The 20,053-nt window shown below is 60.4% G+C and carries 22 protein-coding genes; 8 read left to right on the top strand and 14 right to left on the bottom strand.

All coding sequences use genetic code 11. The features are described from left to right. Positions 1-69: 69 nt before the first annotated feature. Entirely contained in the window at positions 70-1,176 is a 1,107-nt protein-coding gene (locus H4I99_RS08210) for a TRAP transporter substrate-binding protein (RefSeq protein ID WP_163900898.1), read from the bottom strand. A gap of 292 nt (positions 1,177-1,468) precedes the next feature. Here H4I99_RS08210 and H4I99_RS08205 point away from each other — a divergent pair, with 292 nt between their 5' ends. After that, positions 1,469-2,221 (top strand): gamma-glutamyl-gamma-aminobutyrate hydrolase family protein, encoded by a 753-nt coding sequence (locus H4I99_RS08205; RefSeq protein WP_163900900.1) that lies wholly within the window; start codon positions 1,469-1,471, stop codon positions 2,219-2,221. Between the two features lie 67 nt (positions 2,222-2,288). On the opposite strand, the gene H4I99_RS08200 is transcribed toward H4I99_RS08205, so the two are convergent. The 4 genes from H4I99_RS08200 to H4I99_RS08185 form a co-directional block, all read right to left on the bottom strand. Next, positions 2,289-2,780, bottom strand: a complete 492-nt coding sequence (locus tag H4I99_RS08200) for a hypothetical protein (protein ID WP_163900902.1) — start codon at positions 2,778-2,780, stop codon at positions 2,289-2,291. A gap of 39 nt (positions 2,781-2,819) precedes the next feature. Next, positions 2,820-3,785, bottom strand: coding sequence for a 2-hydroxyacid dehydrogenase (locus H4I99_RS08195; RefSeq protein ID WP_163900904.1), 966 nt, complete (start codon positions 3,783-3,785; stop codon positions 2,820-2,822). A 22-nt stretch (positions 3,786-3,807) separates the two neighbouring features. Then, positions 3,808-4,824 carry a LacI family DNA-binding transcriptional regulator gene (locus H4I99_RS08190; RefSeq protein ID WP_163900906.1) on the bottom strand — a complete coding sequence of 339 codons (1,017 nt, stop codon included), beginning with the start codon at positions 4,822-4,824 and terminating at the stop codon, positions 3,808-3,810. 109 nt (positions 4,825-4,933) lie between these two features. Next, a complete protein-coding gene (locus tag H4I99_RS08185; protein WP_163900908.1) occupies positions 4,934-5,443 on the bottom strand; it encodes a MarR family winged helix-turn-helix transcriptional regulator in 510 nt (169 codons plus the stop codon). Positions 5,444-5,539: 96 nt separating this feature from the next. Between H4I99_RS08185 and H4I99_RS08180 the strand changes: the two genes are divergently transcribed. The 3 genes from H4I99_RS08180 to H4I99_RS08170 all read left to right on the top strand — a co-directional run bounded on the left by H4I99_RS08180 (position 5,540) and on the right by H4I99_RS08170 (position 8,591). Continuing rightward, positions 5,540-6,367, top strand: coding sequence for a creatininase family protein (locus H4I99_RS08180; RefSeq protein ID WP_163900910.1), 828 nt, complete (start codon positions 5,540-5,542; stop codon positions 6,365-6,367). 78 nt (positions 6,368-6,445) lie between these two features. Continuing rightward, entirely contained in the window at positions 6,446-7,546 is a 1,101-nt protein-coding gene (locus H4I99_RS08175; RefSeq protein WP_163900912.1) for a CobW family GTP-binding protein, read from the top strand. 58 nt (positions 7,547-7,604) lie between these two features. Then, a complete protein-coding gene (locus H4I99_RS08170) occupies positions 7,605-8,591 on the top strand; it encodes a WD40 repeat domain-containing protein (RefSeq protein ID WP_163900925.1) in 987 nt (328 codons plus the stop codon). A 44-nt stretch (positions 8,592-8,635) separates the two neighbouring features. Here H4I99_RS08170 and H4I99_RS08165 read toward each other — a convergent pair whose 3' ends face one another. Both H4I99_RS08165 and H4I99_RS08160 read right to left on the bottom strand, forming a co-directional pair. Beyond that, complete coding sequence (locus tag H4I99_RS08165; RefSeq protein ID WP_163900927.1) at positions 8,636-9,421, bottom strand: ArsR/SmtB family transcription factor; 786 nt, start codon at positions 9,419-9,421, stop codon at positions 8,636-8,638. A gap of 145 nt (positions 9,422-9,566) precedes the next feature. Next, a complete protein-coding gene (locus H4I99_RS08160) occupies positions 9,567-10,250 on the bottom strand; it encodes an OmpW/AlkL family protein (protein WP_163905819.1) in 684 nt (227 codons plus the stop codon). A 298-nt stretch (positions 10,251-10,548) separates the two neighbouring features. On the opposite strand from H4I99_RS08160, the gene H4I99_RS08155 reads away from it, so the two are divergent. Continuing rightward, a complete protein-coding gene (locus H4I99_RS08155) occupies positions 10,549-11,397 on the top strand; it encodes a hypothetical protein (RefSeq protein WP_163900929.1) in 849 nt (282 codons plus the stop codon). Between the two features lie 100 nt (positions 11,398-11,497). Here H4I99_RS08155 and H4I99_RS08150 read toward each other — a convergent pair whose 3' ends face one another. From H4I99_RS08150 to odc2, 3 genes are all read right to left on the bottom strand, one after another. Continuing rightward, on the bottom strand, positions 11,498-12,136 hold the full coding sequence (locus tag H4I99_RS08150) for an outer membrane protein (protein WP_186663261.1): 639 nt from the start codon (positions 12,134-12,136) through the stop codon (positions 11,498-11,500). A gap of 330 nt (positions 12,137-12,466) precedes the next feature. Continuing rightward, positions 12,467-13,060, bottom strand: coding sequence for a GNAT family N-acetyltransferase (locus H4I99_RS08145; RefSeq protein WP_163900931.1), 594 nt, complete (start codon positions 13,058-13,060; stop codon positions 12,467-12,469). Between the two features lie 75 nt (positions 13,061-13,135). Next, a complete protein-coding gene (gene odc2, locus H4I99_RS08140) occupies positions 13,136-14,269 on the bottom strand; it encodes an ornithine/lysine decarboxylase (RefSeq protein ID WP_163900932.1) in 1,134 nt (377 codons plus the stop codon). Positions 14,270-14,827: 558 nt separating this feature from the next. Between odc2 and H4I99_RS08135 the strand changes: the two genes are divergently transcribed. The 3 genes from H4I99_RS08135 to H4I99_RS08125 all read left to right on the top strand — a co-directional run bounded on the left by H4I99_RS08135 (position 14,828) and on the right by H4I99_RS08125 (position 17,502). Next, positions 14,828-15,721, top strand: a complete 894-nt coding sequence (locus tag H4I99_RS08135; RefSeq protein WP_163900934.1) for a LysR family transcriptional regulator — start codon at positions 14,828-14,830, stop codon at positions 15,719-15,721. Positions 15,722-15,814: 93 nt separating this feature from the next. After that, positions 15,815-16,456 carry a DUF1007 family protein gene (locus H4I99_RS08130; protein ID WP_163900936.1) on the top strand — a complete coding sequence of 214 codons (642 nt, stop codon included), beginning with the start codon at positions 15,815-15,817 and terminating at the stop codon, positions 16,454-16,456. Further along, positions 16,450-17,502, top strand: coding sequence for a nickel/cobalt transporter (locus tag H4I99_RS08125; protein WP_163900937.1), 1,053 nt, complete (start codon positions 16,450-16,452; stop codon positions 17,500-17,502). Before H4I99_RS08130 ends, H4I99_RS08125 begins: the two co-directional genes overlap by 7 nt. Here H4I99_RS08125 and H4I99_RS08120 read toward each other — a convergent pair. From H4I99_RS08120 to H4I99_RS08105, 4 genes are all read right to left on the bottom strand, one after another. Next, positions 17,493-17,726, bottom strand: coding sequence for a hypothetical protein (locus H4I99_RS08120; RefSeq protein ID WP_163900939.1), 234 nt, complete (start codon positions 17,724-17,726; stop codon positions 17,493-17,495). The two genes, H4I99_RS08125 and H4I99_RS08120, sit on opposite strands and share 10 nt — an antisense overlap. Next, the gene (locus H4I99_RS08115; protein WP_163900941.1) at positions 17,723-18,418 is read right to left on the bottom strand and encodes a GNAT family N-acetyltransferase; all 696 of its coding nucleotides are present in this window, start codon (positions 18,416-18,418) and stop codon (positions 17,723-17,725) included. Before H4I99_RS08115 ends, H4I99_RS08120 begins: the two co-directional genes overlap by 4 nt. 86 nt (positions 18,419-18,504) lie before the next feature. Beyond that, positions 18,505-19,200 (bottom strand): tellurite resistance TerB family protein, encoded by a 696-nt coding sequence (locus H4I99_RS08110; RefSeq protein ID WP_163900943.1) that lies wholly within the window; start codon positions 19,198-19,200, stop codon positions 18,505-18,507. 97 nt (positions 19,201-19,297) lie between these two features. Next, positions 19,298-19,936 (bottom strand): 2-dehydro-3-deoxy-phosphogluconate aldolase, encoded by a 639-nt coding sequence (locus tag H4I99_RS08105; protein ID WP_163900945.1) that lies wholly within the window; start codon positions 19,934-19,936, stop codon positions 19,298-19,300. Between the last annotated feature and the right edge of the window lie 117 nt (positions 19,937-20,053).

Here is a 20,053-nt window from a genome sequence, read left to right as displayed (position 1 = left end):
TCGGCAGGCAAACAAAAAGGCCCCGGACGCCACGTCCGGGGCCTTCCTTTTTCGTGACGGCGGCAACCCTTAGAGCTTGCCCGCGCGCTGCTGGATCATCATGAAGGTATCGAAAGTGTACTCACCAAGCTGTGCCCACAGATAGGCATCCTTCTTGAACAACAGCTGATCGTCATAGACCTTCTTGAAGGACGGGCTCTGTGCCGAGAGTTCCGCATAGATACCGAGAGCCGCCTGATAGCAGGCCTCCATGATCTCCTGGCTGAAGGGGCGAAGTACGGTACCTTCGGCGACGAGCTGCTTGAGAGCATGCGGGTTCTTAGTGTCGTACTTTGCCGTCATGTTTGTGTTGGCATAGGCGCAGGCATCCGCAAGGATCGCCTGATAGTGCTTCGGCAGGCCGTTGTACTTCTCCAGATTGAAGAAGCCGTGGACGACGGGGCCGCCTTCCCAGAAACCCGGATAATAATAATACTTGGCCACCTTGTGGAAGCCGAGCTTGGCGTCGTCATAGGGACCGACGAATTCGGCCGCATCGATCGTGCCCTTTTCGAGTGCCGGATAGATGTCACCGCCAGCAAGCTGCTGCGGCACGACACCCACTTTTTCCAGAACCTTGCCGGCCAGACCGGCGATGCGCATCTTCAGGCCCTTGAGGTCATCGACGGTGTTGATCTCCTTGCGGAACCACCCCCCCATCTGCACGCCGGTATTGCCTGCCGGCAGACCGTAGAGTCCCTGAGTGGCAAAGAACTCGTTCATCAGCGTATTGCCGTTGCCCTGATAATACCATGCGTTTTGCATGCGAGCATTCAGGCCAAAGGGAATGGCCGTGCCGATGGCGAAGGTCGGCTCCTTGCCCCAGAAATAATAGGAAGTCGTGTGAGCAGCCTCGACCGTGCCGGCGGAAACCGCATCCACGGCCTGAAGACCCGGCACGATTTCACCGGCGGCGAAAACCTGAATGTTGAAGTTTCCGTCAGTGGCTGCCGCCACCCGCTCGGCAATATCCACCGCGCCGCCATAGATCGTATCCAGCGACTTCGGGAACGACGACGTCAGCCGCCACGTGATTTTGGGGTTTTCCTGCGCAATGGCAGGCGCGGCGAGCACGGACGACGCGGCAACGCCCGCACTGGCCACGCCAGCTTTCCTTATAAATGAACGACGATCCATAAAATGACCTCCCAATCATGGTTTGCGCCACCGGCGGGTTTCTTGCGCCTCCTCCAGGCAGCAATACAGGCGAGATGACCATTTTTTCCAAAGCGTTTCAAGCTGCGCCACAATAGTCTTTCGGCGCATATTTCCGAGAGCAGTTGGATTACGGCGATAACAAGTATTACGTCCGGAAAGACTTCGTGTAACGCTTGGGAGCGAACTTAGCCGGAATTTTACCGCAATCTGACATTGACTTCACGATCAACCTGCCTTTCAACAATTCCCGACTGCCCTTTCGGAGACCATCATGCCCAAGCCGATCATTGCCATTCCCGCCGATATTCGCGAATTCGACGGAACCTCTTGGCATGCGGCCCAGAATCAGTATGTCCGCGCCGCGCTCAAGGTTGCAGATGTGATGTCCTTCATCATTCCGGCCTTCGAGGCCGGCAATGACACGGATGCCCTTCTGGACCGCGTCGACGGCTTGCTCGTGTCCGGTTCGGCCACCAACGTTCACCCCTCGCTCTACGGCGGCGAAGTCAGGGAGAGCGACGGCCCCTTCGATCCCGCCCGCGACGCCACCACCCTGCCGATGATCCGCCGAGCCATAGAACGTGGCATTCCCCTGCTCGCGATCTGCCGTGGCATTCAGGAACTCAACGTCGCACTCGGCGGAACGCTGGCGACCGAGATTCAGGAGCAGGAAGGCGTGTGGGACCACCGCAAGCCCCAGCATGCGGACCGAGACGTGATGTACAGCATCCGTCAGGATGTCGTCGTCGCAGAAGGCTCCTGCATCGCCCGTTATCTCGGAACGGGCCGCATCCCGGTCAATTCGCTGCACCGCCAGGCAATTTCGAAGACTGCTCCGAGCCTGCAGGTCGAAGCCATTGCCGATGACGGCACGATCGAAGCCGTTTCTGTGATCGGCGCCAAGGGCTTTGCCATCGGCGTACAATGGCATCCGGAATACTGGGCAGAAAGCGACAAGCCGTCCCGCGCCCTTTTCGAAGCCTTCGGCGATGCCGTACGCGATTACGTGAAGGCTCGCGGCTAACGCTTTATGCTTTGAAAGAATGGGAGCGCGCTTTGACGTCCGAAGGGACGCAAGACGCTTTTAAAAGTCATTCAGGCAGCATCTGCAGGGCGATACCGGCTCCGGCGGGCCTCACTGTTTCATAGACCAGACCCTTTTTCCGCGTGAGCGTCAGGACTGGCTGCCCCGCGCCATTGGCAAGTGTCACGCTGCCGTCTTCTTCTTGCGCCCAACTGCGGATGCTAGACAGCTTCGGCCAGACATCATCACACTCGCGGGGTGCGGAAAAGCTGCGATTGCGGCTCTGGAGGGTACCACCCCGCTCCGCAATGCAGGTCGTCTTCGTCACGGTATTGGAGATCGAAAACTCGGCCGGCGGCGCGATGATAGAACCGTTCGCATTCACGCGAATGGAGCCGGAGACGACAGGGTCGAAAGCTGCACCGGACGCATCAGCCTGCCGCCAGCCATAGACGCCGGCCACAGCGACACCCGCGATCAAAAATCCGCCAGTCAATACGATTATGTAGGCCTTCACCCGCCGCCCCCAGCCGGAAATCGCATATTCATCAGCGAACATGCCCACGCAAGCTTGCGGAAAGCTGGAAGAGGCAACGCATCAAGCCGATTCCTGCAACATCTCGGACACGGGCGTCAGCACCTTACCCGTCGAGAACCAGGAGATCAGATTGTCAACGACGAGATCGGCCATCGCATCACGCGTCGGGATGGATGCCGAAGCGACGTGGGGCAGGAGCGAGACATTCGGCAGACCCAGCAACTCTTGCGGAACCTGCGGCTCGTTGGCAAAGACATCCAGCCCGGCCGCCGCGATGGTGCCGTCCTTCAAGGCTGAGACGAGTGCCGCCTCATCGACCGTCGTGCCGCGCCCCACATTGATGAGGACTCCCCTCGGACCGAGCGCCTTCAAAACCTCGGCATTGATGGAACCCGTGGTTTCCGGCGTTTTAGGAACAATCGAGATCAGCGTATCGACCTCTTCAGCAAGGCTCAGGAGGCTTGCGTGATAGCCATAGGACACATCGGCGCGTGGCCGGCGTGTATGGTAGCTGATCTTCACCTTGAAAGGCTCGAGCCGTCGTGCGATTTCGATCCCGATCCGGCCAAGTCCCTGCAGGCCGACATGCCGCCCCTTAAGCGAAAGCGGCGTCAGGGGGAAATGACCTTCTGACGTCCACCGTCCCTGACGAAGCCAGGCCTCGGCCTGCGGCAACTGCCGCACGGTATTGATGAGCAGAGCGACGGTCGTATCGGCCACCTCGTCGTTCAGGACATCCGGCGAGTTCGTCACCATGATACCGCGTGCGACTGCGGCACCGACATCCACACCATCATAGCCGACGCCAAAATTCGAAATGATTTCCAGATTGGGCAAGCGTGCAATCCAAGATGCCGGAAGGGCGCCGGATACGGCTATCCCCCTCACCAACGCAGCCTCCTCGTCGGAAATATCCAGCGTCGCGCCATGAGGCACGGCGACGATATCGAACGAATCGCTCAACCGGGCGATGACGCGAGGGTTGATATAACCGGGCACGAGGATTGCGACGCGGTCTTTCATCATGCCTGGATAATCCCTGTCTGTCTCAGCGGTTGATGGGGCCTGTCGACTGGCGGATACGCATTTCCGGCTTGATGAGATGAATGCCGTCAGGCTCGTGACTGCCCGCCAGCTTATCCAGTAGCGCCCGCGCTGCAAGCCGTCCGACTTCTGCCTGACCATTCCAGACGGTGGTCAGCGCCGGCGTGGCAATGGAAGCCTCCTCGAGATCGTCATAGCCGGTGACCGAGATATCCTTGCCCGGAACCAGCCCGGCGCGGGCAATGCCGTTCATGAGGCCGATGGCGACGAGATCGTTCCAGCAGACGGCCGCCGTCGGCTTCTGTGGCAAGGACAGGAAATTCACCGCCGCCTCGAAGCCGCCCTGCTTGGTGCGCGGGCCGGGAATGCGCAGGTTCGGGTCCACCTCGATCCCCGCCTTGCGCAGCGCGCTGACATAGCCCTGATAGCGGTCGCGACCCGTTGAGGTCTGGTCGGTGCCGCCGATCATCGCGATGGTGCGATGGCCGAGGCCGATCAAGTGGTTGGTGGCCAGCGAAATGCCGTAGCTGTCGTCACCGCGATAGATCGGCACGTCGACGCCGTCCATCGAACGGGCAACGAAGATCGCCGGCATGCCGTTGTCCTCGGCGAGACGCACATCTTCGGGCGGCGTTCCGATCGCCGGTGACATGATGACGCCGTCGCCTCCGAGCTGCAGCAGCGTTTCGATGAACATCCGCTGCTTGTCGACTGAATCGTAATGGTTCGAAAGGATGAAGGTATGGCGACTACGGTCCAGTTCGCTTTCGATCGCCTTCAGGATTTCGCCGTAGAACGGGTTCATGATGTCATGCACCACGACCCCGATGATACCCGAGCGTGACGTCCGGAGGCTGGCTGCACGACGGTTATAGATATAGCCGAGGGTGCGTGCCTGCTCCTTGATCTTTTCCCGCGTATCGGCTGCAACCAGCGGACTGTCACGCAAGGCAAGCGATATGGTTGCGGTCGACAAACCGAGCGATTCGGCAATCGTTGAAAGCTTGACCTTCTGAGCCACTTTTCCTCCCCCGTGACTGGCTATTTCCTCGCCGGCTATCCGGCGGAGCGCTTAAATTTTTTAATTAAACATTTTAAGCGCATATTTCAATTCATTCTTTCGCCGAAGATCAGCGTCGTTCTGGATCGTTCCTGAGGTTTTCCTCGACAGTTACCAGCAGACGCGCCAGCACCTTAACCTCCTTGCCGGACAGCCCCTTTGTCGCCACGCGTTCGCAATCGTCGGCGGCGCCCGCGATCCGCTCGATGCTGTTGCGTCCCTCTTCAGTCAGATAGACCTTGGTCAGCCGTGCATCCTTGTCGTCGGCACGGCGCATCACGAAGCCCTGCGCCTCCATGCGGCCAATGGTGCGCGTCATGGTCGGCGCCTTGACGCCGAGCCGCTGGGCAAGCGCGCCGGGCGTAATGCCGTCCTCTTCACCGAGAAGCTGCATTACCCCGTCCTGTCCGGCATAAAGGCCGCTATCGGCGAGATTGTGGGAAAGCCTTGTGCGCAGGGTGCGGGCGAGCTGGGTGACGAGGACGGTCAGCGGCACACTGACGGCACCTGCGTCCTTCTTCTTGCCGCCCTTGTTCTTCTTCTCGCCTTTGTCCTTGTCGCTTTTGTCTTTTTTGGACATTCTGCCTCCCGCGCCGCCCGTTGGCGGCCTTGCCTCTTCGCGCCGGCTGAAACTCTGGCGTTGAAATCCATAGCGAAAATAAAAGACAGAAACCAGATGGCGAAGCCCCGGCCTCACTTCCATGACAACGACTTGACTGCGCCTGTGGAAGAACGCCGCGACTGGATCGCCGTCCTGCCGCTTGGTGCCCACGAGCAGCACGGCCCTCACCTGCCCTTTGAAACCGACGCCCTGATCGCCGAAGGCATCGCCGAAAGACTGATTGCCGAACTTCCGCAGGATTTGCCCGTCACATTCCTGCCCGTCGAGCCTGTCGGCTATTCGCCCGAACACATGGACGTGGAGGGCACGAAAAGCCTCGCCTTCGATGAGGCCGTCAACCGCTGGCTTGCGACAGCCGAAGACCTCAACTGCAAGGGCATCCGCAAGCTCGTCCTCCTGAATGCTCATGGCGGCAATTCGCCGCTGATGACCATCGTCATCACGGAAGCTCGGGTGCGCTTCGACATGCTGGCGGTCGCCACCAGCTGGACCCGCTTCGGCGTGCCGGAAGGTGTCATTACGCCTGAGGCCAAGGCGATCGACATCCATGGCGGCCTCATCGAAACATCAGTGATGCTCGCCCTGCACCCCGAACTGGTCGACATGGCGAAGGCCCGCGACTTCCCCTCCCGGCAAACCCGATTCGTCGAAACGTTCAGCCATCTGCGCGCCTATGGTCCGCATGCCTTCGGCTGGAAGATGTCCGATCTCAACGCGGACGGCGTGGCCGGCAATGCGGCAGCGGCCACTGCCGAGACCGGAGAAAAGCTGATCGCGAACGCAGTGAATGGCCTCACCGAACTGCTGCGGGACGTTCACCGCTTCGACATCGATACTTTTGTCTGCGCGGGCGAAAACCGTTCCCCTGAACAAAGCCTTTGAACTCGTCCGAGCCAGCGCCTATATGGGGTAACACCATTACGGCGCACCTCCGCGCTCCTTTACCTCATCGAGGATCCAATGACTGAAGCTGCCGCAAAACCCATTCCCGTCACCGTGCTGACCGGCTACCTTGGCGCCGGCAAGACGACGCTTCTCAACCGCATCCTTTCCGAGAACCACGGCAAGAAATATGCGGTCATCGTCAACGAGTTCGGCGAAATCGGCATCGACAACGACCTCATCGTGGAGTCCGACGAGGAGATCTACGAAATGAACAACGGCTGCGTCTGCTGCACCGTGCGTGGCGACCTGATCCGCGTGGTCGAGGGCCTGATGCGCCGCCCGGGCCGCTTCGACGGCATCATCGTCGAAACCACCGGCCTTGCCGATCCCGTCCCGGTCGCCCAGACCTTCTTCATGGATGACGACGTTCGCTCCAAGACCGAACTTGACGCCGTCGTCGCCCTCGTCGACGCCAAGCATCTGCCGCTGCGTCTGAAGGATAGCCGCGAGGCGGAGGACCAGATCGCCTTTGCCGATGTCGTCGTCATCAACAAGACCGACCTCGTCAGCCACGACGAACTTCACCGCATCGAGGACATCGTCCGCGCCATCAACCCGTCGGCCCGCATCTATGCGACCACCCGTTCCGGCGTCGACCTCGCCCGCGTACTGAACCAGGGTGCCTTCAACCTCGAGCGCGCCCTGGAAAACGACCCGCATTTCCTCGACCATGACGACCCGGACCATGTCTGCGGCCCCGAATGCGGTCACGACCACCATCACCACCATGATCACGACCACGACCACGACCATCATCATCACGATCATGACCATGGCCACCATCACCATGACCACGCCCCTTCGCCGATCCATGACGTGACTGTCGTCTCCATCTCGCTGCGCGGCGGCGAAATGAACCCGGACCGCTTCTTCCCCTGGATCCAGAAGGTCACCCAGACCGACGGCCCGAACATCCTGCGTCTCAAGGGCATCATCGCCTTCAAGGGCGACGAGGAACGTTACGTCGTGCAGGGCGTGCACATGATCATCGAAGGTGATCACCAGCGTCCGTGGAAGGATGGAGAGAAGCGCGAGACCCGTCTCGTCTTCATTGGCCGCAATCTCGACCGTGAGAAGCTCGAAAAGAGTTTCCATGCCTGCGAGGCCACGGCATGACGCCGAAGCATGCCCGACCTCTTGTGATAGAAGCCATGCCTGAAGGAAAGACTGCCTGATGCCGACGGTTGCCCCTCTCGACCTTGAAGGTCACGTCGTCACCTGCGCATTCCTCGGAGACATTCCCGTCTTCGCAACCGCCGCCGGCACGATCCATCGTCTCGACGGCGGCGAAAAGGTGACGGAGGCCCATCAGGGCCTGCTTGCCTGCGTCAAGGACACCTCAAACCAGACCCTCGTCACTGGCGGGGAAGACGGCAAGGTACTGCGCATTGCCCATGACGGTTCCGTCACCGAACTTGCTCATGTCCCGCGCAAGTGGATTTCCGTGGTTGCGGCCGGCCCGCAGGGAGCCGTTGGCTATTCTTACGGCAAGGTCGCCCATGTCCGTCTCGCCGATGGCACCACGAAGGAATTCTCCGAGGAGCGCACCGTCGAAGGCATCGACTTCGCCCCTAAGGGCATGCGCATTGCCGTCGCCCGCTACAATGGCGTGACGCTTCACTGGGTCGGCGCAAGCGGTGCGCCGGTCGATCTGGAATGGAAGGGCGCTCATACCGGCGTAACCTTCTCTCCGGATGGCCGTTTCATCGTAACCACCATGCAGGAAAATGCACTGCATGGCTGGAAACTTGACAGCAAGGCGAACGACACCCGTCACATGCGCATGACCGGCTATCCCTCGAAGGTGAAGTCCCTGTCGTGGTCGGTAAAGGGCAAGTGGCTAGCCTCTTCGGGTGCCCCGGCGGCAATCGTCTGGCCCTTCTCCAGCAAGGACGGCCCGATGGGCAAAGCCCCATTGGAACTCGGCACCCGCGCCAACATCATGGTGAGCCAAGTCGCATTCCACCCTGCAGAGGAGGTGCTCGCCATCGGCTTTGTAGACGGCATGATCCTCGCCGTTCGCATCGCCGACGGCAAGGAAGCGCTGCTGCGGCGTCCGGGCAAGGGCGCGATTACCTCGCTGGGCTGGAGCGCCACCGGCAAGCTCGTTGCTTTCGCATCCGACGCCGGTGATTGCGGTGTCATCGACATCACAGCCTGACGTACCGGCGGCGGCCGGAATGACCAACCGCCGTCGGAACAATCTCAGACAGCCCGTTCGAGCAGGAAGGGCACTCCGGTCTCGGCAAGCGTCTTGAGCCGCGACAGGGACTCCGGCCAACCGCCAACCACCGCTTTGCTGGTCGCAGTTTCGCCGCCGAAATCGTCATGCACCAGCGTCAGCTTGCATGCCTTGCCTGGCAGCGGTTCGATTTCAAAAACCACCCTCGACGGCTTGTCGGCAGCAACATCTGGCGCCCACTGGGCGCTGAATGTCAGAACCAGCCGGCGCAGTGGTTCGATCTCGACGATCTTTCCGCAAATCGCTACCCGCTCGCCCATCATCCAGGCGTATTCGCCCTCCACACGCCAGTCGGTCCGTGATGTCATATTGAAGTGCTGCCAGAGCGGCGTCTTCGCATCGCTGGTTATGATTTCCCAAACGGTCTCCGCGGATGCACGGATATAGAGTTCGTAGACATGCTTCGGCTGAATTTCGCTCGTCATCTCTTTTTCCTTTTCCATTGTCTCGGCAATCGACTTGATGTCGGCCATCGTCCGGACAAACGGCACCGCATAGCGGGCAATCCAGCGGTCGCTGACCTCCTGAATAGGTACGGCATTAAGAAAGTGAAGCTTCTCCCGCCCGGCCTTCCGCGACACCACGAGATGCGCCGCCTCGAGCACTTTCAAATGCTTCATCACCCCGAACCGGCTGACCGGCAGGTGGCTTTCAAGGTCCCCGAGTGTCCGTCCGCCTTTCTCCGTCAGGAGATCCAGCAGCTCACGCCGCAGCGGATGGCTGAGAGCAAAGAAAACATCATCATCCATGGATTGAAAATTATGTGACTCATTGGTCACATGTCAAGACACGCGTTCGAGAGAGGGCCGGAGGGTTCAAAACCAAGATGGTAATAGAAAAGGCCGGAGGCGAAGCCCCCGGCCTTTCTGCATTCAGCAATTCCTGATCCGGTGATCAGAAACGGTAGGTTACACCGGCGCCGATCAGCCACGGATCGAGCTTGGCGCTGCCCTTGAGGTCCGTGCCGCCAACGGTGACGTCGAAATCGGGCTTGAGGAAGATCTTCTTCACGTCGAAGTTCAAACCCCAGTGGTCGTTGACCATGTAGTCGAAACCAACCTGAACGGCTGCGCCGAAGGTATTCTTGATGTCGAGGTCGTCAGCGGACTTGGCATCCTGACTGTAAAACATCGTGTAGTTGATACCTGCACCGACATAGGGCTTGAAGGCACCGAAGTCGGTGAAGTGATACTGCAGGGTGAGCGTCGGGGGCAGAAGCCAGGTGCTGCCGATCTTGCCGAGACCATCGATCGAGCCTTCGCCGTAAACATTGGCGCGGGTCGTGCCGAGGATGAGTTCAGCAGCGATGTTATCGGTGAAGTAGTAGGTGATGTCCAGTTCCGGAATGACAGAGTCGCTGTAGGAAAGGTCGGAGCCGGGCACCCCATTGACCTTGCCCTCGTCGTTGGTGATGACGCCGAGACCACGAACGCGGATCTGCCACGGGCTGAGTGCGGAGACGGCAGGCGCTTCCGGCGTCGGCTCGGCAACCGGCGATACGTCCGCCGCGTAGGCCGCCTGGCCGATCAGCAGGAATGCAGTGGTTGCAGCAAGGGCGCCGATCCGCCTCGTCCACATCATGGTCATAGATCTCTCCTTATGAATAAAAGGCTTTTGCCGGGGACGAATATGGACCCATTCAGGACGTGCGGGTTGAGCTAAATCAATGCGCTGGGCACAAGAGGCCCTGCCGCAAAGGCAATAGTCGCACCTGTCGCAATTTGGCCACAGTTAGAATTGACGAATGATAAAAGCGCAGCATGCGACATATTTCTTCGCCAGGAATACGCCCTGTCCGCCGCCAACAAGACTCATTTTCGGCGGAGTGATTCTGGGATAGATTCTCGCAAGTTCCTGAACCGGACGATCGATCCCGATGCGCGCTTCACTCTATTCCGCCACCTTCATGCTTCTGCTGGCGATGTGCTCCATATCCGCGAAAGCGGCCGAACCCGAACTCGCGGCACTTGGCGACCCCGTTCCCGGTGCATCATCGGCGACCTTCTTCGATCTCGCGCGCGCCTTCGTCACCGACCTTCAACCCGATGGCATGGGCTGGATCGGACACACACTCGATGCCAAGCTTTCGAAGAGGCTGGACCTGGAAACGGACTGGCCTGAGGGGCTTGCGATCGACGGCGTGGAAACCATGGCGCTGGGTAGCGGCGAGAATCAGCGCCTTGCCGTGCTCTTCGACTTCGGACCGCTCTCCGAGGAACCACTGGCGCCCGCGATCCTTGCGCTTTACACCACAGCCGGCGAGCCGCAATTGCTGGACGCTGTCGATGTCGGGCTTGATCGCGAGACAGGGCTGGTCGAGCCGGGTGTGCTCGATCTCGGTGACGGCGCGCAGGCGATCATCAGCGAAAGCAGCCACTGGAATTCGAACCAGACTTACCGCACGACCAGCATCTTGCTGGCAGACGCAAACCATCTGCAGAGTGTCGATGACATCCTGACCCTCTCCGAGCGCTACTGCGGCCTGAACCGCCTGCAGGAACCTGTGATTTCGGTGGAGCCGGAAAAGACGGGCGGACGTGCCGCCATTCGCGTCGAGGTAACGCTGCGCGACGAAAAGGTCGAGGAGAGCTGCGATACGCAGGAAAAGCCTTCCGAAGCCCGGACAGTCTCCGTGGTTTATCACTGGAACGGCGCGACGAAGACCTACGAACCGGATTCGCAGGATATCAAGATCCTGGAAGACGAAAACGAGAAGCGGTTCTGATTCAAGCCTGTGCTCTGCGGAGGCCTGACCGCCTCAAACGAAAAGCCCGACCTCCTTATGAGAAGGCCGGGCGCTTTATTTGCAGGAACGGATTTTCCCGTCAGAACTTCAGGCCAAGACCGACATTCACCACATGCTGGTTGAAATCGGTATCCACCCCGAGAATGTTCTTCTCGGCATAGTCGTTGTAACGATACTCGACGCGCGTGAAGAGCTGGTCCGTTACGGCGTAATCGAAACCAGCACCGAGTGTCCAACCGTTCAGCGTTTTGTCTTCGCCGAAGCCGGAGCCGTCAACGGAGACGTTGGTCGCTGTCCAGCCGCCTGCCGCGTAAAGCAATGCACGGTCCATCGCGTAGCCCACGCGGCCGCGGACGGAGCCGTTCAGACCAGTCTTGACGTCGACGTCACCATAGCTGTTCTTGTTCCAGTCGTAGTTCAGGTCGCCTTCGACACCCAGGATGATGTTGTTACCAACATCGAAATTCCAGCCGGCGAAGCCGCCGAACCGGCCACCATCGAAGTCGTCGGAAGCGGAGCCGACGCCGTCGTAGAAGTCACCGTTCCCCCAGCCATAACCGCCATGGGCACCAACATAACCACCCGCCCAGGAAAAGACCGGCGCAGCCTCAATGGCTTGCGGAGGCGGTGCTGGAGCCTCAACGACGGCATCTGCTGCAAGGGCCGTGGAGGAGATCGCCGCAGCGGCAACCGAACCAAGCAATAGTTTCTTCAACATAGAGGTACACTCCTATTTCGCAGTCCTGCGCCGGGCAGGATCATACGTTGGGTCATGACGTACATGTCATGGTGCTATAACGAGCACGAGGCATCATTTTGTTCCCGATACAGGGCGATTTTTAGGCAAGGCTTAACAAGGCCGGGATCCGGCAGCCACACTAGAGTTGGCCACAAAGAAAAACGCCCCCTCCCTGTGGATAGGGAGAGGGCGCAGGTCCCGCCGCCGCGACGGGATGAAAGGCTCACGCTCAACCAACGGCTCAGATGCCGAAGCAGCCCCTCCGAACACATCGAACTCTGTCGGTGGCGCGAGCCTGTCTCTCAGATTTCAGGCCGCACGGCGATAGGCCGGGGCCGACAGTTTGCGACCGGAGGCGACGATCATGCCTGCGGCACCATCGAGCCAGTCTTCCTTGAGTTCCAGCGCCAGGAACCGATCGCGGGCAAACGGGCCGGGCATGACCAGATGCTGTGCCTTGCTGGCGAAGAAGCCGAACCGTTCGTAATAAGGCGCATCGCCAACCAGCAGGATGGCGCCATGGCCACGGTTCTTCGCCTCCAGAATGGCCGCCCGCATCAATGCCGAACCGATACCTTTGCCCTCATGCGCCGCATCGACGGCGAGCGGGCCGAGCAGCAGAGCCTCAATGACGGTACCGCCACGACCGACACCAGCCTCGACATTCCACAGCCGAACGGTGCCGACGACATGGCCGTCCCGATCACGCGCAACGAAGGCTAGCCCTTCCGCCGGCAGACGACCGCGACGGATCTTCTCCGACGACTTCTTGCGGCGATCCGCGCCCATGGCGCGGTCCAGCAGGGCTTCGCGCGCGACGACATCCGCCGGCGTTTCGACATCGATGACAAAGGCAGGTGCAGGCGCAAAGAATGCGCGCACGCTATCAAGAACAGCGGCCATGGTGGCCTCCCGAACCAAGAGAGTTTCCGATGATGTTGTTTTTGTGCCGTGCCGATCATGCCGGCACGGTCGACATCAGATAACGTAGGCCTTGAGCGGCTCGAAGCCGTTGAAGGCGACCGCCGAGTAGGTGGTCGTATAGGCGCCGGTGCCTTCGATCAGAACCTCGTCACCGATCGTCAGCGACACCGGCAGCGGGTACATGTTCTTTTCATACAGCACGTCAGCGGAATCGCAGGTCGGACCGGCGAGCACGCAGGGCTCCATATCGTCGGCATCGCGAGCGGTGCGGATCGGGTAGCGGATCGCCTCGTCCATGGTTTCAGCGAGACCGCCGAACTTGCCGATGTCGAGGAAGACCCAGCGATGCGCGTCGTTGTCCGACTTCTTCGAGACGAGGACGACCTCGGCCTTGATGACGCCGGCATTGCCAACCATGCCACGGCCCGGCTCGATGATCGTGCGCGGGATGTGGTTGCCGAAGTGCTTCTTCAGCGCACCGTTGATGGCGCGGCCATAGGCCTCCGCCGACGGGATGTCGCGCAGGTACTTGGTCGGGAAGCCGCCGCCCATGTTGACCATCTGTAGGTGAATGCCCTGCTTGGCCAGCGAGGTGAAGACGCGCTTGGCATCGCCGAGAGCGGCATCCCAGGCATCGACCTTGGTCATCTGCGAACCGACATGGAAGGACACGCCGTAGGATTCGAGACCGAGCTGGTGTGCGTAGACCAGCACGTCGACCGCCATCTGCGGAACGCAGCCGAACTTGCGCGAAAGCGGCCATTCAGCGCCTTCGCCATCGGTCAGCACGCGGCAGAAGACGCGGGCGCCGGGAGCGGCGCGCGAGATCTTTTCGACTTCCTCATGGCTGTCGACCGCGAAGAGATCGACACCGAGAGCGTTTGCACGCGCGATGTCGCGTTCCTTCTTGATCGTGTTGCCGAAGGAAATGCGGTCGGCGGAAGCACCGGCGTCGAGCGCCATCTGGATCTCGGCAACCGAAGCGCAATCGAAGCTCGAACCCATGGAGGCGAGCAGCGACAGGATTTCCGGAGCCGGGTTGGCCTTCACGGCATAGTAGATCGAGCTGTCCGGCAGGGCGTGACGGAAGGCGCTGTAGTTGTCGCGCACGACGTCGAGATCAACCACAAGGCAGGGACCTTCGGGACGTCGGGTGTTGATGAAGTCGAGAATACGAGCGGTGGCCATGGGTGTATCCCTCACAAGTTCCAAGGATCCCGAACCCGTTGCAGGGCACGAGAGGACAAAGGACGAAGAGACATCGCACGAATCCAGTTGGTGGAGACACTGGTGCCGTACGAACGCTCAACGCGCGAAACGATGGATAAACGCCCCCTCGGTCGAGAGCATGAATCCGCTTTGTCTGCCATGGATTGGAGGGGTAACCCTACCGCACTTCCGGCAATGATGGTGTGCCTCTTCAGTGACCCCAGCTGATGGAAAGCCGGGAGAGAACCAGAAAGGCCCGCACCGTCGTTGCTTCAAGATGTCCTCGCATTTCCCGGTTGGCCGGAATAGCGACTGGAGGGGTTAGTTCCAGGTACCTTACCGATGACCTCACCTTAGGGATAAATCCCAGTTCGAGGGTCGGCGGACACCCACAGGCACGTGCGACTTTGGGCAGCCCGTGAGATATGAATATTCGTCGTCATAATCAAGAGGTTTTTGCAACCGTTATAAGAAAATTGATTGAACAATCCTTCGTTTTGTTCACTATTCGGAACAAATCAGGAGAAAGACCGCGTCATGGACACGCTCACCCGCATTCGCGCCTTCATCGACGTGGTCGAAGCAGAGGGTTTTTCGGCCGCCGCGCGCAAGACCGGTCGCTCCAAGGCCCTTCTCTCCAAATATGTACGGGAGCTGGAAGACGAACTCGGCGCCCTGTTGCTCAACCGCACAACCCGGCAATTTTCGCTGACCGAGGCGGGGCACACTTATTACCGCACCGCCGCCGATATCCTGAAGGAGATCGACAACCTTGCCGATCTCGTGCGCGAGAACAATACCGACCTGAAGGGCAAACTGAAGGTCACGGTTCCCAGAACATTCATCGACGCGGATGTTGGTCAGTCGCTCATCGATTTTGCCAAGGAACATCCCGATCTTTCGCTTGAGATCGTCGCCGACGACCGCTTCGTCGACATGATCGAGGAAGGCTTCGACCTGGCTATCCGCATCACCCGCCTCGATGATTCGGGCCTGATCGCCAAGAAGCTCTCGGACTTCCGCGTCTATGCCTGCGCGACACCCGATTTCGTGGCGAAATACGGCCCCCTCACCCACCCGCAGGAGCTATCCCGGGTGCCGGTTCTCATCGACACCAATTCCCGCTCCCACAACAGCGTGAAATTCGTCGAACCCGATGGCTCGCCGATTTCGGTTGCCGTCAGCGGCCCGATCGAGGTCAATAGTCCGCAAGCAACGTTGCGCGCCGCACGCGCTGGGCTCGGTATTGCCATGATCCCGGATTTCATCGCCAGGCCCTACATCGCGTCGGGTGAACTCGTATCGCTCTTTGATGAATACCTGACCACGGACCGTGGCATCTATGCTGTTTATCCCCACCGCCGCTACCTGCCCGCCAAGGTTCGCGTCTTCGTCGACTATCTCCACGGCTGGTTCCGCAAATATGCGTGAGGTAGCGGGACACGCTTAGGCGCGTCCCAATTTCCGTCCCAATCCGCGGGCAAGAGAGAATCAGTCGCGAGCCGCATGAAAGAGGAAGAAGGCATGGGAAAAAGACTGGCGATGTGGGCTGCGTTTCTGTCGCTGGCACCTCTTCCGGCCTTCGCCCATCCGCACATTTTCGCCGAGGCTCGCCTGGAGGTGGTCGCAGGAGATGACGGCAATGTTGCGGAGCTGCGCAACGTCTGGCGCTTCGATGACGTCTTCTCTTCAAGCGTCCTGATGGACTTCGATACGAATTCCGACCTAAAGCTGGACCATAGCGAACTGCACGAGATCGCGGAAACCATCCGCACCTCGCTCGCCGACTATGGCTATTTCACTTTCATCACCAGCGACGGCGCACCTGTTCCCGTCGCCAAGCCCGACAATTTTCACGTCGATTTCAAGGATCACCAGCTCCTCGTCTTCTTCGTTGCGAAACCCGAGAAGAAGGTGCCGATCAAGGGCAATCTGTCCTTCGGCGTTCATGACCCAACGCTTTATACCGCCATCGATTTCGCCAAGGATGACGACATCGTGGTCGAGGGCGCCGGTTTCCAGAAGTGCAAGCACAAGGTCATCCGCCCGGACCCGGACGAGGTGATCGCCCAGAACCAGTCGTCGCTGACGGAAGCATTCTTCAACGATCCCGCCGGCACCGACATGGGCAAGCTCTTCGCGACCCGGCTCGAGGTGACATGCTGATGCGCCGCCTTGTCCTGCAGTCGCTGGCGCTCGCCGCCATGATCGGGGCAGTAGCGTCCGTCGCCCATGCGGCCTCGCCCCTCGGGATTGGCACGGCGGAACCATCCTTTCAGACGACAGGCCTCTTCGGCGGCTGGCTCGGCTGGATAAACCAGCACCAGCAGGCCTTCTATCGCTCACTCACCGGCGCGCTGAAGGCGATGCGGGAAGATCCCTCCGCCCTGACGCCCCTGCTCGGCCTATCCTTTGCCTATGGCATTTTCCATGCGGCCGGCCCGGGTCATGGCAAGGCCGTGATCTCCTCCTACATGATCGCCAACGAAACAGAGTTGAAGCGCGGCATTGCGATCTCCTTCGTTTCCGCCTTCCTGCAGGGCGTGGTGGCAATCGCAATCGTAGCCGCCGCCTATTTCGTCCTGCGCGGCACCGGCATCACCATGACGGCTGCGACCAACGCCATGGAGATCGCAAGCTTCGGCATGGTCATCGCCTTCGGCGTCTGGCTGCTGCTGCGGAAACTGAGGAGCATCTGGGTGACCCGGCAGTCTCCCGTGAGCGCCGGACTGTTCGATGCTGCCATGTCGACAGGTCCGGCCACGACCACCGGTTTGAGCTTCCGCGTCGATGCCTTGGATCACGACCACGCCACGCTCTCGCCGGGCGCGGTCTGCGCCGATTGCGGCATGACCCATCTGCCAGATCCGAAGATGCTGTCGCAGCAGGATTTCCACCTGCGCGAGGCCTGGTCCGCCATCGTCGCTGTGGGCCTTCGGCCCTGCTCCGGCGCGTTACTGGTCATGACCTTCGCGCTTCTGAACGGGCTTTATCTCGGTGGCGCTCTTTCCGTTTTCGCCATGGCGCTCGGCACGGCGATCACCGTTTCAGTACTGGCCATCATCGCCGTATCGGCCAAGTCGCTTGCCGTGCGCATCTCCGGCCCCGGCACACCGGCCGCAAGAAAAGTAGCAACCGTCATCGAGATCGCCGGCGCGCTTTTCGTTATTCTGCTGGGAGCCGTGCTGCTTGCCGCAGCGCTTCACGGCTGAGGTTTGTCGGAGCCACCGGCATGGCGGCGCTGGTAGCGGGCGCGAAGCCAGAGCACGATGAAGAAGGACATGATGCCGACCGTCCCGACAATTGCCGCGAGAACCGGCGAGTAATCACCGATCCATAGCACCACCGACGGCAGCGCCAGAAGAACCAGCGCAAAACCGATGACGACGGCTGCCGCAGCCAGTGCCGGTGAACGACCCTTCTCTTCGCCGCTCATGCCGCACCGCCAGCCGTCAAACCGGCGCGAATGTCCTCAAGCCTGCGGACCTGTTTGCCCTCGGCGTCGAAGTTTTCCGGGGAGAGCCAGGCCTCGAAAGCCGCCTTCACCACCGGCCATTCGCCATCGATGATCGAGAACCATGCGGTGTCGCGGCTTTTTCCCTTGGACAGCATGTGCTGGCGGAAAATACCCTCGAAGGAGAAGCCGTAGCGTTGCGCCGTCGTCTTGCTGGGCTCGTTCTCGTTATGGCACTTCCACTCGTAGCGGCGGTAGCCGAGATCGTCGAAGATATTGCGCGCCATCAGGTAATGCGCTTCCGTCGCAAGCGGCGTTCGGCTCATCGCCGGACCGTGGGCGACGCCGCCCACTTCTACGACACCATTCGCCGGATCGGCGCGCATGTAACTCGCCATGCCGACCACATTGCCCGTCTTGTTGTCGCGGAAGACATGCGTGACCCAGCCACCCTTGGACTGTACGCCGGTAAGCCACGCGTCGAAGTCCCCGACCCCGGCGAAATCCGGCTGGGTGAAATAGGTGAGCAGCGGATTAATGCCCTCGTCGCCAAGCCCATGCCACAGCGCCTGCAGGTGTTTTTCCCTGTCATAGGGCTCGACTGTGACGAAACGGCCCTTCAGCGTCACCGGCGTCGGCGCCGGGCAGCCCTTGAATGTGGAAAGATCACGCATGCTTGCCTCTTTGCATTGTAGGGCAAAGCAGTAGGCCAGCCGCCCGTCAAAGGCAACCGGCCCAGATGCGGCATGACCGCCTGTGATCAGACCTTGGCGGCGGAAACAGTCGCCTCAATGTGGTCGACCAGCGCATCGGCAAGAGCGAGACGACCCGCGAGCAGATCGAGGTAGCCTCGTTCGGCGCGGCTATCAGGCTCGATCGCCAACCGCGATGCCGTATAAAGCTCTACCTTCTGTTCCTCGGTCTTGGCGGCAGCGACGAGCGAATCCAGATCCGTCGGCGCCGATAGTTCGGCCTCGATGAAGGTCTCGGCTTCCGCGCCGAGGCCGGACAGATGGATCTTGTCCATAATGTGACGGCGCTCTTCGGTATCGATATGACCGTCCGCCTTGGCGGCGGCGATCATGGCGCGGACAAGGGCGAGCGCGAAGTCGTCGCTGGCTGCAGGCGCTTCATGGCTGAATGGAGAATCCGTCGGCGCCGGCAGGAGCTCCGGCTCTGTGGAAGCCGCTTCCTGCGGAGCCTTGCCGGCCTGATAATTCTTGTAGGCCTGATAGCCGAGGCCGGCGATGGCGGCGAGGCCGCCAAGCTTCAATGCATTGCCGCCCAGGGAACGACCGGTCTTGGTGCCGAGCAGGACGGCAGCGATAGCGCCGGTCGCAAGGGGATTATCCTTGGCGAGCTGGACGATGTCTCCAGCCTTCTGCTTCACACTGCCATTGGCACCCGGCACCTGTGAACCGAGGAATTGGTCAAGCAGCTTCTTCGCATCGAACATCGGTCTCTCCCTGACTTTCGTTGTCGAAAGCTACATAGGGAGGCAATGATGAAATTACAAAGACGCCGCCCGACCTTTCTTGCCCGGCGTGAGCCGATCAGCCGGCGAGAGCAGCAGCTTCCGCAGCAAGCTTCGTGATCCCTGCCCAGTCACCGGCGGCAACCAGTTCCTTCGGCGCCACCCACGAGCCGCCGACGCAGACGACGTTCGGAAGGCTCAGGTAATCCTTGGCATTCTTGAGCGAAATGCCGCCGGTCGGGCAGAAGAGCGTGCCGGCAAGCGGCGAAGACAGCGACTTGAGGTAAGCCGCACCGCCGGCCTGCTCGGCTGGGAAGAACTTCAGCACCTGATAGCCTTCCTCGCGAAGAGCCATCACCTCGCTCGCAGTCGCGGCACCCGGCAGCAGCGGAATATCGGAATTACGGGCGGCATCCAGCAATTCCTGCGTCGTGCCGGGGCTGACGATGAACTGCGAACCTGCGGCAACGGCGGCCTCGAAATGGGCGGCGTTCAGGATCGTGCCCGCGCCGACCACCGCACCCTCGACCTCGTCGGCCACCCGGCGCACGGCTTCGAGCGCCGCATCTGTGCGCATGGTGATCTCGATGGCCTTCAAACCGCCGGCAACCAGCGCCCTGGCAAGCGGCACCGCGCTTTCCGCATCCTCGATGATCAGAACCGGCACGACCGGCTGCAGTTTCAAAGTGGAAAGAAGCTTTTCGGTTTTCGCGCCCATGGCAATGCAACCTCTTAAAACGATTGAAATCGACTGACGATTATCCCGCCAGCATGTCATTGTCGAGACAATTGCGCACGCCTGCGGTATTCCGTTTGGCCTCGTGACAAAGTTAAG

Source organism: Paenirhizobium daejeonense, from assembly GCF_014280875.1.
Lineage (GTDB): Bacteria > Pseudomonadota > Alphaproteobacteria > Rhizobiales > Rhizobiaceae > Allorhizobium > Allorhizobium daejeonense.
This window is presented reverse-complemented; position numbering and strand designations above follow the sequence as displayed.